The organism is Streptomyces sp. ATCC 21386, from assembly GCF_018728545.1.
Lineage (GTDB): Bacteria > Actinomycetota > Actinomycetes > Streptomycetales > Streptomycetaceae > Streptomyces.
The window spans coordinates 7,493,898-7,508,360 of sequence record NZ_JAAVVL010000001.1 but is presented as its reverse complement, the minus strand read 5'-3'; the positions used below and the strand labels follow the sequence as shown (position 1 = coordinate 7,508,360).

The 14,463-nt window shown below is 64.9% G+C and carries 8 protein-coding genes; 5 read left to right on the top strand and 3 right to left on the bottom strand.

Features of this window, described 5'->3' with window-relative positions; all coding sequences use genetic code 11:
* Positions 1 to 323: 323 nt before the first annotated feature.
* The gene (locus GWK25_RS32210) at positions 324 to 1,637 is read right to left on the bottom strand and encodes a site-specific integrase (RefSeq protein ID WP_251829131.1); all 1,314 of its coding nucleotides are present in this window, start codon (positions 1,635 to 1,637) and stop codon (positions 324 to 326) included.
* A gap of 225 nt (positions 1,638 to 1,862) precedes the next feature.
* On the opposite strand from GWK25_RS32210, the gene GWK25_RS32205 reads away from it, so the two are divergent.
* The 4 genes from GWK25_RS32205 to GWK25_RS32190 all read left to right on the top strand — a co-directional run bounded on the left by GWK25_RS32205 (position 1,863) and on the right by GWK25_RS32190 (position 7,308).
* The gene (locus tag GWK25_RS32205; protein WP_251829130.1) at positions 1,863 to 2,090 is read left to right on the top strand and encodes a helix-turn-helix domain-containing protein; all 228 of its coding nucleotides are present in this window, start codon (positions 1,863 to 1,865) and stop codon (positions 2,088 to 2,090) included.
* A 383-nt stretch (positions 2,091 to 2,473) separates the two neighbouring features.
* Positions 2,474 to 4,381, top strand: a complete 1,908-nt coding sequence (locus tag GWK25_RS32200) for an ATP-dependent endonuclease (protein WP_215455085.1) — start codon at positions 2,474 to 2,476, stop codon at positions 4,379 to 4,381.
* A 3-nt stretch (positions 4,382 to 4,384) separates the two neighbouring features.
* On the top strand, positions 4,385 to 6,292 hold the full coding sequence (locus GWK25_RS32195) for a UvrD-helicase domain-containing protein (protein ID WP_215455084.1): 1,908 nt from the start codon (positions 4,385 to 4,387) through the stop codon (positions 6,290 to 6,292).
* 392 nt (positions 6,293 to 6,684) lie between these two features.
* A complete protein-coding gene (locus GWK25_RS32190; protein WP_251829129.1) occupies positions 6,685 to 7,308 on the top strand; it encodes a hypothetical protein in 624 nt (207 codons plus the stop codon).
* A 6-nt stretch (positions 7,309 to 7,314) separates the two neighbouring features.
* Here GWK25_RS32190 and GWK25_RS32185 read toward each other — a convergent pair whose 3' ends face one another.
* Positions 7,315 to 8,469, bottom strand: coding sequence for a hypothetical protein (locus GWK25_RS32185; protein WP_215455083.1), 1,155 nt, complete (start codon positions 8,467 to 8,469; stop codon positions 7,315 to 7,317).
* Between the two features lie 6 nt (positions 8,470 to 8,475).
* On the bottom strand, positions 8,476 to 9,591 hold the full coding sequence (locus GWK25_RS32180) for an ImmA/IrrE family metallo-endopeptidase (protein ID WP_251829128.1): 1,116 nt from the start codon (positions 9,589 to 9,591) through the stop codon (positions 8,476 to 8,478).
* 339 nt (positions 9,592 to 9,930) lie between these two features.
* Between GWK25_RS32180 and GWK25_RS32175 the strand changes: the two genes are divergently transcribed.
* The gene (locus GWK25_RS32175) at positions 9,931 to 14,448 is read left to right on the top strand and encodes a hypothetical protein (protein ID WP_215455082.1); all 4,518 of its coding nucleotides are present in this window, start codon (positions 9,931 to 9,933) and stop codon (positions 14,446 to 14,448) included.
* The last annotated feature ends 15 nt before the right edge of the window (positions 14,449 to 14,463 follow it).

Below are 14,463 nucleotides of genomic sequence, written 5' to 3'. Positions count from 1 at the left end.
GTTCCCCCTACGTCGCATCGGTGGCGTCACGACAAGATCGAGACGCTAGGTCGGATACGACGGGCGCACACAAGGGGACATACCCGCGCACAGTCCGAAAACGGACGCCAGAGCTGCTGCCGTGCTGTTCGACGCGGCCAGGGCCCAGCCAGGAGCCGAACCCCGGTCGAAAGTTCGAACCGGGGCAACCGGGTACCGCTGCGAATTGGCTGGATCCCTGTGAGGACTACAGAGGGAGGCGCGGTCAATCTGCTGAGACGGCCATCGAAGCAAGGACTGAGACTGCTCCTGGACGCGGAGTTGGAGGCAGGAGGGGCAGGCGCTCAGGACGCGGACGCCGCGCAAGCCACGAAGGCAGACCCGTTCCGCAACGACGTCGTCGGAGCGTCGATGTGTGAGAACGCGGTTCCGAACACCGTGACCATGACCTCCTCCACGGCGAGGGGCGGGTGGGCGTAGGTATCCCAGGTCTCGGAGAATTTGGCGTGCCGGGAGAGTGCTTGCACGGTTTTCGGGTCGTGCATGCCGGAGCCGCCGAGCGTGGTGGTGTAGAAGTGCTTGAGGTCGTGGAAGCGGGTACTTTCCGGAAGCCCGGCTTGCTTCACGGCCTTTCGCCATTTCTGGTGGAAGTCGCTGATCAGTACGGGCCGGCCATAACGGTTCGTGACGATCAAGCCCTCGTCCGGCGGCTCGACGTAGCCGCGTGCCTGGCGGCGGCGTTGGGCGGCTGGCGAAACGGGCTCGGGCTCGGAGAAGCGTGACACGTGGTGTGTCAGCCGCTCAGTCAGGAAGCGATCCACCGGCAAGGTCGCGTAACTGGCCTTGGTCTTGAGGCGTACGGCCTTACCGCGCTGCCGTTGTTCTTCGATGTGCAGCAGGTCGTGTTTCCAGGCCACCTGGCTTCGCTTCAGCCCGAAGGCCTCGCCCTGGCGTAATCCGGCGCAGGCTCCGAGCCAGATCAGGACCTCGTAGCGCGGCGCGACCGTCCGCATTGCCGCCGCGACCGCGGCGACCTGCCCAGGAGACAGTGCGACTTTGACGCGGGGGGTGACGTCCGGGAGGTCGATCCGCGCCACGATGTTGGGAGGGAGCGGGACGTCCTCGTCCAGCATGTAATGCACGAGGATGCGCCAGGTCTTGAAGATCTGGACGACGGTGCAGGCCGAGTCGATGCCTTGCTTGTCGAGGAGGTAGTCGACGAAGGCCATGGAATCGGGGCGGCGCAGGCTGCTTGCGGTGCGGTGGCCGGCGAACGGCAGGATGTGGTTGCGGAGATGGCTTTCGTAAGTGTCGCAGGTATTTGTGTTCTTCTTCCGCTTGCGCCTCCTCTCCATCATCTCGGTTGCGAAGTATTCAACCGAAAGGCTGCCTGGATTGTTGTCTCGCGGCGTCCGTCTTTCAGTATCCGCGAGCACCTTGTCCAAGCAGTCGCGGGCTTGCTGCCAGGTGGCAAAGGTCGGCCGTTTCTCCTTTCCTGCGGAGTCGGTGTACCGGGCCTGCCAGCGATGGCCGCGGCCGTGGTCCGCAGACGGGTACAGAGGCTGCTGTGGCGTACCGCATTGGCACGGTGTGTCACCGCGTTCTGGTTTTGGATATCTCTTGTGCCAGCGGTCGAACGGCTCGATTGGCTTGCTCATGTGTCCTGCCCGCGAAACTGAGCTGGGTGCTGGACTCGTCGCCGAGCCTTCCGTCCTGGCCTGGCGACGTGCGCGGCGGCCTTGCTGCTGTCCGTCAGGGCGATGCTGTCCGCTACAACCAGTAGTTATGCACACCTGTTCATGGTGTACGCAAAGGTGTGACGGTCGAGTCACCGTGTGCCAGCACGTGAACCGTCACCGGACCCGCGACTCCTGTCCCTGGGTATGCAAATCCGTCGCCTCAGAGAGGAGCGGGGATACAGCCTGGAAGAACTCGCAGAACGCAGCGGGTTGAGCTTCCGCGGCCTCATCTATATCGAGCACGGACAGCGCAGCCCCAGCGTTCTTACGCTCCTGGACATCGCTGCAGGACTCGATGTGGAACCGGGGAAACTCGTCAATCACATCGCCCAGGAAGAATCCGGTAATTCCGCCCGCGATGGTTCGAGGTGACAATCCGAGAATCGTGATTTCGTCAGGCGGTGCTGGGGTCGTGGCCTGTCCTCGCTGTCTCGCGGTCCGTCCTGAGGCTCGCGCGTGTGGTGTACAGGAAGCCGCCGAGGCGGCCAGCCCTTGTTGTACTGCGGCGCATGGACGGCCTGTTGTCGGGCCGACCCTGGGCGCTCCTTCGGCCACCCTTCCGGCGCGCCCGGGTGACCTGGCTGATGCGCTCCGACCCGGGAGGCGACCGACACGATTTTGGCATGTCCATTTTTAGCAGCCGGGGATGTATTTAGTTCTTGGGGCACAAGTGTCGAGAGAAATCGTATGATGCGTCAAAACCGCGTGCGGGTGGGGCACATGAGGCGGTTGCAGCCGCCTGTGCTGTCGAGGGCATGGGCCTCAGGCTCTCGGGGGCGTCGTTGTACTTGGCTTGTCTGTACGCGGAAAACTTCAGGATCTTCGGCTCGTCCCCGCAGAAGAGCGGCGACGCGGACGCCAGTCTGAATCTGGAGTTCGGTCCCGCCGCGAACGTCCTCGTCGGCGAGAACGACAGCGGCAAGACGGCCATCATCGACGCGATCCGCCTGTGCCTGCTGACCACGGCAGCTGACTTCTACCGGATCACGCGTGACGACTTCCACGTAGGACCGGACGGCCGAGCAGGCACCTTCAAGATCACCTGCGGCTTCAAGGACCTGACGACGGAAGAACAAGGGGTCTTCCTGGAACTGCTCACCACCGACGACGACGGCAACGTCGCCCTCTACGTCACCGTCAAAGCGGAGCTGATGGAGCCGCTGCCTCCCCACAGGGTCTCGGTAACCACGCGCACCGGACGCGACGGACAGGGACCCGCTCTGGACGGTGCCGCGCGCGAACTACTGAAGGCCACCTACCTGCGCCCGTTGCGGGATGCCGAGGCCGAACTGCGCTCCGGTCGGGGATCGCGCCTCTCGCAGATCCTCGCCGGCTACCCGGCCATGCGCGCACAAGGCGACGACGACTACGACGAGGAGACCGGCAGCGCCAGCACGCTGGTCGGAATCCTGCGCCGCGCGGAACACCACATCAGCGACAACGATGCGGTGAAGGCGGCCCGGAACGACATCAACACCGGCTACCTGCAGAAGTTCTCCATCGGCTCCGACGCCCTGCGCGCCGAGATCGGCGTCGCCGGCGACGCCACCCTCGCCCGCGCCCTGGAACGGCTGGAACTCACCCTGTTCGCGGGCACGGGGGAGTGGACCAGGCACGGACTGGGATACAACAACGCCCTGTTCATGGCAGCCGAACTGCTCCTGCTCGGCAACAGCGCCTTCGCGCCCCTGCTGCTGATCGAGGAACCCGAAGCCCACCTCCACCCGCAGCTGCAGACCCGCATCATGGACCTCCTGCGCGAACGCGCCGAGGCCGCCAAAACCGCGGGGACGCCGCCGGTCCAGGTCATCCTCACCACCCACAGCCCCAACCTGGCCTCGGCCATCCCGGTCGAACACTTCACCCTCGTCGCCCGTGGATCCACCTACCGCCTGGCCCCGGGACTGACCCGGCTCGACGAGGGCGACTACGCCTTTCTCACTCGCTTCCTCGACGTGACCAAGGCCAACCTGTTCTTCGCCCGCAGTGTGGCCATTGTCGAGGGCGATGCTGAAGCCATCGTCCTGCCCGCACTCGCCCAGGCGGTGGGCCGGTCCTTCAGTGAATGCGGGGTCAGCGTTGTCAACGTCGGCGGCGTCGGTCTCTTCCGCTACAGCCGGATCTTCCAACGCGACGGTGAGCAGATCCCGGTCGCGGTGGCCTGCATCCGTGACCGGGACCTGGTCCCCGCCGGCACCTCGGAGGAGATGCGCAAGAAGCTGAAGTGCTCGGCGGAGATGACCCAGCAGCAGATCGACGATCACGTCGCAGCGCTGAAGGAAGAGGACAGCGGGCACGTGCGCACCTTCGTCTCCAACCGCTGGACGCTGGAATACGACCTGGCCGCCGCCTCCTGGACCATGGCGACCCTCATGCACCAGGCCGTCCGCGCCGCTGTCGCTTCCAAGACCACCTGGCCCACCGCGGACAAGCTGGCCGACCTGGACCGCTTGGCCAAGGAGGAGGTCACCAAGTGGCGCGAGAGCAAAGTGCCCCTGGAAAAGGCGGCCTTGGACATCTACGAACCCCTGCGCATGAGCCGGGCCAGTAAGCCGATCGCCGCCCACCACGCCGCCCGGCTGCTCCATACCACGCCCGTGACCGAGGACGATCTGCCGCCCTATCTCGTGGCCGCCTTCACGTACCTGTGCAGCGAGGTCTGAGCGATGACACCCCCCTACGCCCCTGACGTCTTCATCAAGGACAAGGTCGAGGCACTCGCCCAACAACTCGGCCTCGAACTGCCGCACCAGGAACAGTGGGACTTCATCCAGAGCGCGGAATCCCTGGATCTCCAAGCAGCTCCCGGCTCGGGCAAGACCAGCCTGATCGGGCTCAAGCTCGCCCTCCTGGGCCAGGGATGGGCCTCGCCCACGCGCGGCATCTGCGTCCTGTCCCACACCAACACGGCCAAGGACGAGATCACCCACCGCCTTGCCGTCACGCTGGCGGGACGCCGTCTACTGAACTACCCGCACTTCATTGGCACGATCCAGGCCTTCACGAACACCTTCTTGGCGCTGCCGGCCCTGCGGTCCCGGGGTATTGAAGTCCAGACCGTGGACGACCTGGCCTACGCGGACGAAGCCCTTCGGCTGCTCGAACGCCACCCCCGGTTCCGCAAACTCAACAATGCACTCGGGCATCGCACGAACGGCCCCGGGCTCGTCGCCGAGGCCCGCTACGTGTGCGACGCCGGAGAACTGGTCGCGACAGGACCCGACGGCACCCCGCCCTTCAAAGCATCCAGCGACAGTGGCAAACAATTCGCCGCTCTCAAAGAAACGCTCACCGAGCGAGGCGTCTTCCGCTACCACGACATGTTCGCCCTCGCCGAGCACCACCTCTTTCACCACCCCCAGCTCGCGCTGGCCGCCGCCCACCGCTTCCCCTTCGTCCTCCTGGACGAAATGCAGGACACCAGTGACCTCCAACAACGCTTGCTCGACAAGGTCTTCGGCTCGCCGAGCACAGTCGTCCAGCGAGTCGGTGACGTCAACCAGCGCATCTTCGCCGACGGACCGGATGCCGCACAGCCTTCGTCGTTCCCCCTGCCTCACGCCGCCCAACTCCCCGTCAGCCGCAGGTTCGGCAGCAAGATCGCAGCACTCGCGAGTGACCTCACGGTCCACCGCCGCCAACACATCGACGGCGCCGGCCACGACGGGACCGTCGCCCTGCTGCTCTTCGATGACGACACTGTCACCGAGGTCGTACCGGCCTTCGAACGGATGGCAGCGGTCACGGTCCCCCGCCAGCTGCTGCTGGACAACCCGCCCCGCGTACTGGGCGCCCGCCTCATCCGGGGAAGCGCCAAGGCCTTTCCACAATCCCTCTCCTGCTACGTACCCGGCTTCACCAGCACGCCCGTCCAAGTAACCGGCAGTCTCATCACGGCGACCCGCACCGCCCAGGCACTTCGGCAATCCGGCGACAACCACGCAGCCGTCACCCTCCTGTGGAACGCGATCCGTAATGTGGCCCGACTCGCCAGTGCCGGCGGCCTACCCCCGCTGAGACGACTGGACCGAAACCCGGCCACCGCCGGAGGCCGGGCACGACTGCTCCTGCACGACCTGCTGACAAGCCCACTCGATAGCCACGCCGAATGGGCTGTCCTCACCGCCCGGCTGCTGCGGCTGCTGCCGGACCTGACCCAGAGCCCCTTGAAGGGCGTCGCCCGTCTCGCAGATCCCCTTGCTCACATCCCGTACGTCGCCCAGCCAGCGCCCGTGCCCGATGCGCTGGCTGATGCGGACCAGGGTGTGGTGGCGTCGGTTGCGGGATCGATCCAGAGCGCCAAGGGCGAAACACACGCGGCCACACTCATCCTCGAATGCCTGGAACGCAGCGGCAAGAAGTACGACGTACACGAAGTCCTCGGACTCCTGAGCCGACAGCAGGACGCCTCCAAGGCCCAGGTCACGATCCAGCGCGCGGCGCAACTCGTCTTCGTCGGCGCCACCCGCCCCACCCACCTGCTCGCCTTCGCCGCGCACCGCACAAGAGCGGAACCGCACATCGAGGCGATGACGGCCCGCGGCTGGTCTGTCCACGACATCAGCCTGCGCTAGAGCGGGATCTTCGTATCAGTTCAGTGCCCCAGCCTTGAACGACTTGAGCGAGCATTCCGTATGATCGATCAAGAGCGGGAAACGTTTGGATTGCATGGTAAGACGACCGTTGTGGACCGCTGAGGGCTCGCACTAGGGTCATCGCTGTCACTCCGTCGGCGGGGCAGGCATGACAGCACTAGCCTGACCTGAAGACAGAGGCTTGTGCCCGTGACCCGGGACGTAGTGCCTCAGTTGTGCCTGGCAGGCAGCGTGGTCGTCATGGGTGCGGCAGCCGCGGCCGTCAGTGCTGGCGCGTTCAGCCCATTCCGTGAAAGGTTTCCTACCGGTAGGTAAGTAGGCGGTCGTCTGTGAAGGGCGAGCCTCCTCGAGGCGAGGGTAGAGGTAGCAGCATGGCTGTGGCGGCGCGGGGTCCGGCGGAAGCGATCTCCGGTGCGGCGGCGCCTGGCACTCTGTTCCCTCGGGGTGCGGATATCGGCGTGTTGAACATGTTCGGTATCGATGCCGTAGTTGCGTACAGCGAAAACGAGGACGAGATCGAGCGACGTGCTCGCGTCGGCACGCGGGAGCTCACCAATCCTCGGGCACTGGACCTGCTGATGAACCTTCCCTTGGGCGAGCCTGTTCCGGCGACTTCGCTGAGCGACTCGGAGCAGCGTGTCCTGCGGCGGATGCCCGCGGGAACGGTTGCCCGTCAGGACAACGTCGTCGTTCGCGAAGCAACCCACCCCATCCGAGTCGATCTGGCCGTTGTCCCGGGCAAAGGCTGGGCCTCCGCCAAGGAAAAAGCCGAATGGTTCACGCCGTTCTGCGCACGGGCCGTCTTCATCGACCGGCCTCTGCGGCGTCGAGATGACGCCGTGATGGAGGCAGAGTTCTACGGCATTGGGCTGCTCGTCGCGACCGGCAATGACGTTGAGGTCGTTGTCCCGCCTCGTCCCTTCGTTCGGCGCCGGCACACCGTGGCCGGCTGGAGGTTCGTGGAAGAGGCGTATAAGCAGCTCTACGCTCGGTGATGTGCCTCACGTGATCGGCAGCGTCGCCCAGGCCTCCAGGGGGTCAGGGACTACAAAGCCCGCCTTCGAATTTGCGGACAGCCCCAGGCGCTGGTTTTCCAGGGCGTAGTGCGCGATGGCTGCGGCGCACTTGTCGCGCCACCACGATTTACGCTCCAGCCCGGGCTTCCTGCTGGCGATCTCGATGACCCAGGTGCTCCAGGTGCTGATGTTGTGGTCTTCCGACTCGCGTCGCGCCTCGCCGCCCGGATCGTTGAATCGGTCCAGGCCGCGACCGTCGCAGACATCGCAGCTACACGTTGCCGGTGGGTGATTGGCGTACAGGCGGGTCAGGGACTGAGCGCCCTTGAAGCACATCAGGCTCGGCATCAGCACTGACGGATATTGGGGTCCACCGCCGTTGGGGTTGAACAATGCCCGCTCGCCGGGCGGAATGCTGTGCCGACTGGCGCTGTCGGCACCGATACCGGCGAACAGTCCACCGTGCGCGAGTGCGTCCAACGCGGCCAGATCGGTCCGCAGCAGGGCGACGTCAGGCAGCTCGGCTACGACGCGGCGCAGATTGGCGGGCACGCTCTTGGCCTGCTTCATCGGATCGAACTGCCGGAACAGCGTCAGAGCCTTCGGATGCGGGATGCGTTTGCAGACGGCGATCAGCTGGCTGAGGAATTCGTCGGTGAGCCAGGCGATGTCGATCGGGAGGTTGACGATTGTGTCTGCCCGCTCGATGCGTTCGGACTGGCGCATGACTGCCTTGAGCGCCCTGGAGGCCCCCGGAGGGATATATCCGGTCGGTGTGAGAGCGGCGCTGGCACCGCGGGCCTTCTGCAGCTGAAGCGAGGTGCCGACGGTGTCGAACAGATCGTTGCCGTCCAGCAGAAAGGGTTCATCGGCTGTCGCCGTGTGTGTCTTGTAGGCCGCGGTGTCGATCAGCAGGGCGCCTGTGTAGCCGGAGGTCCGGAGCTGGTAGGCGCGTTCACCCGCCTTCTCCCCGGTCGTGACGACGCCACCGAGGTCATCGTCGAGCGGAGTCCGCATCTGCGGTACGAAGCGGGCGTTCTCATGCAGCAGTACACGTCCCTGCAGCAGGGGTGTGGCCGGTACCGACGCATCGAGGACCCGCAGGGCGGGGGCGCGGCCGGGGAACGGCGAGTTTGCCATTGTCACCTACCTGTTGGTGAATCCGGTGGCCGTGGGGTCACCGGGGGTGGAGGAAGGACACGAGTAGATCTCGGTGAACTCCTCGAGTTCCAGGCCGGCCAGGTGGGCTGCCTGGGACAGGTCGAGGTGGTGCTGTCGCCTCAGTCGGGTCACGACCTCGGCAAGGTGGCGCGGGTTCTCGAACCCGAGGGTGACGGGTTCGGTGGTTCGGTAGCCCAGGGCGGACATCTCCACCATGAGCGAGCGGTACTGCCACTCGGTGAGGATGCCAAGTGACTTGGCTCGGCGGGCGAGTGCTGCCATCGAGACCCTCCACCGACGCTTCAGTTCCAACAACCGCGCCAAGTCCACACGCGGCCGGAGCTCGGCCACGATGCTCTCGTGCGGCATGAGGAACTCGGCTGCGAATTCATCGGCTTGCTGTTCCTGCAAGCGTCCGTCCCCAGGCTCAGTGTGCATCACGATGTGCCCGAGTTCGTGCGCCAGGCTGAAACGATAACGGTCCGCAGGGGCAGTCGAGTTGAGCAGAACGAGCGGGCGTTCACCGTGCGGCCACTGGCTCACGGCATCCAGCTCACGAGTTTGGAGATCGCGGGCCACGAGCAGTGCGCCGGCGGCTTCGAGCACCTCTACCACATTCGGGACGGGGCCAGACGGGAGCCCCCACTCCAACCGCAGGGTCTCCGCGGCATCGGCCGGCGTATCAAAGTCGTCGACCGCGATATGCCTGAACGTATGCTTTTCGTCGTCGTGGCTCGCGGCCGTCAGGGCTTCCACCTGGAGGCGTGTAACCGCCAGCGTCGCGTGAACGCGTCGCAGTGCCAGTGCGCCCATGGAGGCGCGCTTACGATGGTGAACGAGCCCAACGCCAACCCCGCCGTTGTCAGCGGCGCGGCATAGCATCTCCGGCGTGTACCTGAGAGCTGCGGCGAACAGGGCGAGTCGTTCGCCCCTCACTGCCAGGCGACCGGCTTCGGCTCGGCTGACATACCCCTGCGACACCGTTTCGTTGGCCGCGCAGCCCGTCATCTCCCGTGCCAGGTCAGCCTGTGTCCAGCCACGCGACTCACGGGCCAGCGTCAACATGGCGGGCTGCGCCACCAAGTCGACGATGTCATCCAAGATGACACCCACCTCCCGCGCTCAGGCTCTTCAGCGTGCAGCACCACACAACTCAACGCAGTATACGCAGAAACATACCTTAAAATATTCCGTGCATGATGCGCACCCTTCCTTCCGGTGCAAAGATCGCCTGGCGATCGGGCTCGGCCCCTGTGCGCTTGAGGCCAGACATGTGGTCATGGCTCAGTGGCGAGGCCAAGGAGCTGCAACCAGCGCCTGGCCTACCATGGCTCCTCACCTGCTCCGCCAGTCCCGTGACTTGGCATCGGCCCCGACGGGCGTAGGGGCGATCGCATCTGGGTCTACAAGCCGGAAGGGAACACGAGGGGTGGAGGCGGATTGAGCTTCAGGACGCTACGTGCGTGGAACGGCGAGCAGAGTCGGGCATTCGAAGAGCTGTCGTATCAACTGCTCAAGAACCGCGTGCCAACAGGTACTCAGGCCATCCGAACCGGCAACCCTGACGGCGGCGTGGAGTGGTACGCCACGCTTCAGGACGGCACGGAGTGGGGCTGGCAGGCCAAGCATGTGGAGGGCATCGATCCGCTGCTGACCGCCATGACGGATTCGGTGAAGCGGGTAGCCAAGGAGCGACCGGAACTCCGCAAGCTGACGTTCGCGATCTCCTGGAACCTTGCCACCGGAACGCGCGGTGGGGAGCGCAAGTCTCAGCGGCAGAAGTACGAGGCAAAGGTCGCAACCTGGAAGGAAACGATCTCCGGTGCCGACAGGATTCAGTTCGAGTTGGTGCAGGAGAGCGACCTGCTGGACGAGCTGTCCAAGCCGGAGCACCGCGGTCGGCGCTGGTTCTGGTGGCATCACGTCGTACTCGGGCGCGACTGGCTGGAGCAGCGCTATAAGGAGCAGGCCGACGCTGCCGGCGAGAAGTACCGGCCCGACCTGCAGGTCGACATTCCCATCCAGGAAGACCTCATCGCGCTCGGCTTCGACCAGGCGGTCCTTACTCATTTCAATCGTCTGCGCCGCGACGTCATCACCGCTGTAAACGATCTACACGTCCTGGTCAAGGATGAGGACGACCCTGGCGCCTTCGCCTATCAAGCCATCCATGACGCGGCAGCAGCCCTGAAGTCGACCGCGAGCGCCATCGCAGCACAAGCTGGGGACCCTCCAACTACCCTCCTGCACCTCACAGATCAATTGTCGGCCACTGCTGAAGCCATTGAATCTGCCAGGGACTACGAGCGACGGGCGAAGGCCGAGTGGCGGGAGCTGCCGAGCGACGACCCCAAGCGGAACCAGAGCCCTCCGCAACGCGCCGAGGGTTATGGCGTCGGTGTGCTGGACAAAGCGATCAACGAACTGCACTCGTGGCTTGAGTCTTCGGTTGGCCGAGCTTTCCGGCGGCGCACCTACTTTCTGACAGGGAAGGCAGGGTCGGGCAAGACGCACCTGCTACTTGACGCCACCCACCGTGCTCTGCTCGCTGATCGGCCCGCAGTGTTCCTGGCCGGTGCGCAGTTCGGCAGGGGTGACCTCTGGGCGAGCGTCGCGGACCAACTCGGCCTGGAGCCGGTCGGCGGCGATGTGCTCCTGAGCGCCATGGATGCCGCCGGCGAAGCTGCCGCGACGTCTGGTAGCCGCTTCTTGATCTTCATCGATGCGCTCAACGAGACGACACCAGCGGACTTCTGGCGAACGCACCTCCCGAGGCTGCGGGCTGCCGTCGCCCGGCATCCGCACGTCGCCCTCGTCGTTTCCTGTCGTGACACCTACCGCGATCTCGTGCTGGAGGGCACCGAGGACAGACATTACGTTCACCGCACACATCCGGGATTCGCTGAGCGGGAAGTCGAGGCGACACAGCGCTACTTCGATCACTATGGTCTTGAAGCCCCCAAAATCCCGCTCCTGACGCCCGAGTTCACGCTGCCACTCTTCCTCCGCCTGTACTGCGAAAGTCTCTCGGAGGCCGACACCCACTCGCTTCCAACCGGCCACCAGGGCCGCGTCGCCATCTTCGAGCGCTACCTCGACGCAAAGATCCGCACGGTAGCTCGCCGCCTCCGCCCCGACGCAACCTCAAGCTACGAACTGAAGGCAGCACAGGCCCATGTCCGCCATGCACTGAACGCTCTCCTTGACGAGTTGTCCCGGCTTGGCCGCGAGAGCATGAGCGCCGACAGCGCCCATGAAACAGTCAGCTCGTCGCTCGAAGACCCCCGAGTTGACGCTGTGCGGCTCATGGGCCTTCTGCAGGAGGAGGGAGTGCTCACACGCGAGCGCCTCCACCTGGGAAGCGGAAGGTCTGGGGAAGGCGTTCGCATCGTCTTCCAGGCCTTCGCTGACTTCCTGCTCCTGAGACGCCGCCTTGCGCTGTCCGACGACCCGCTGAACGACGAAGCGGTCAGACAGTGGCTGACGGAGGAGAGCAGTTGGGGGATCCACGAGGCAGCGACCATCCTGTTCCCCGAGGTCTACGGTGTGGAGCTGCTGGACTTCCTGAGTATCAGGATGGCTGAGGCGCCCGACGGACACGAAGACAGGGACGCCTGGAACCGGCACCGGCGCGCCCGCCGGCTCTATGAGGTACTTGTGGAGACCCTGCCGTACCGTGCCTCGGAAGCAATCACTCAGCGGACGATCGACCTGCTGAACGAGGCCCAGCGCTATCTGCGCCGTTCGGAACTCTACGAGGTGCTCTTCGCCCTCGCCCCGCAGCCCGACAACCGACTCAACGGCGAGGGACTGCACCGGTATCTCCTGCAGCGGAAGATGCCCAAGCGCGACAGCGACTTCGGTATCGCGATGTATCACGCGCTGTCCGACGCCTCGGGAACGGCGGCCCGACTTGCCCGCTGGGCGGCAGCGGGACCCTATCCCGCCTACGACCCCAAGGTAGTCGAGCTTGCCTGCATCCCCCTGTGCTGGCTCCTTTCTTCGCCGAACCGATTCATGCGGGACTGGACCACCAAAGCCCTGGTGCACCTGCTACGTGGGCATCTCGACGTCATGCGCGCACTCGTCGAGCGCTTTTGGGCGGTCGACGATCCTTACGTGGTCCAACGTGTAGTCGCGATCGCCTACGGTGCACTCCTACGCAGCTCTCCTCAACAAGCTGATCAGGCAAAATCTCTCGCGGAGCTGGTTCACAACCTGGTCTTCACCCCACCCGTCCGACCGGACGAGCTGCTTCTCGACGCTGCCCGCGGCGTCGTCCGATGGGCCGTAGCGCAGCAGCTGCTGCCTGCATCGGCGCTTGATACGTCCCGGCGCCCATACGGGCTGGCAGTGCCTGGTCCGCCACCGACGGAAGCGACGCTCAAGGCCAAGTACGGCGGGCGCGAAGGGCAGTCGGCTGACGAGAGCTATATGTCGATCTATCTCTCGCTGATGGGCTTGGGTGATTTCGCCCGCTACGTCGTCCAGCCTGGCATTCATCACTTCTCGCGCTACCGCCTCGGGCGGACGTATCCCGAACGGAAGCCCCGGGAGCCGCGGTTCATCAAGAGTCGCTGGGAGAAGTTCGTCGCGTCGCTCAGTGAAGAACAGAAGGTGACACTGGCCGACCAGTTGCGTAACCCTGAAGAGCAAGCACTGAGCCGACTCAAGTCCCTTCTGAGCCGTGCAGAGGATCCGCTGAGCGAAGAGCAGCGAAAGCTCTGGGACGCCTCGTTTGTGTATCCCCAGCCGGTGGACCACGACTACCCGGCAGACATTGCGTGCCGCTGGATCTTCCGCCGCACACTCAGTCTCGGCTGGACACCCAAGCTCTTCGGAGACGAAGACCGACGCATCGGCCGTGGGCGCGGTGGAAGAGAAGGACACAAGGCCGAACGCTGGGGCAAGAAGTACCAGTGGATGGCCTACCACGAGCTGCTGGCCCGGGTTGCGGACAACTACCAGGCATCGCGGCACTTCGGAGATACCGAGCCCTATGAGGGCTTGCACCAGATCATCGGCGACCGCGAGATCGACCCCAGCCTGCCCCCGATCGACTACCACGCCTTCAACGAAGGAGGCGGCAACGGCGTAACGGCGTGGAGCCCGCCGCTGATCAGCCTCGAAGAGTGGCCACCAGCCCCCCTCGACTTCAGCCGATACCGCGGAGACATCAGACGGTTCCTGGCCGATACCGCCTCCGAGCCGACCGTCGCCGACTCCCTGTTCCTTCGTGACCGAGAAGGCCACGACTGGGTGGCACTCAAGAGCTTCGTGCACAAGGTCGATCCGATGGCCGATAAGGGATGGCGCGGCCTGCAGGAGAAGAGCACCATCCACACACTGCTCGTCAAGGCGGATGATGCCGAAGCCCTCCTGAAGGCTGTGCGAGACGAATCACGCCACGACACCCGTGATCTCCTCGACTCACACGGCCACACAGACTGCTGCTATGTCGGCGAAGTGGGCCGTATCGGACCGAACTGCCCGCACCGGCACGACACCCTTCGCCGGGTATCGATCGGCGGCAAAGAGATCGAGGTCGTACCCACCATCGAGGAGTACACCTGGGAAGGCAGCATTCTCGACTGCTCCATTGGCGACACCGCCAGTGTTCTCCTGCCTGCGACCTTCATCCAACAGGCCGCGGGATTGACCTTCGATATGCGAGGTCCGGGCTGGCTCGATACTGCGGGCGCACCCGTGTTCACCCACTACGAGGAACCCGGGGATGAAAGCCGGGCGCTTCTGGTGAGGAAGACCTTCCTGCAGAACTTCCTCGTGGAGCACAGTCTTGAGCTGGTTGTGTGGCACTGGTACGAACGAATGCAGCTACGAGACGACTATCACCAAGGCCAACACCCCTATGTCGAATCGAGCGTCATCGCCCGGCTGGGGGCGGACATGAAGATTGGCCAGGGCACCCCGCAGCGGACAGAACGGGACCTGGAGTGATTGGCAGATCCTCCC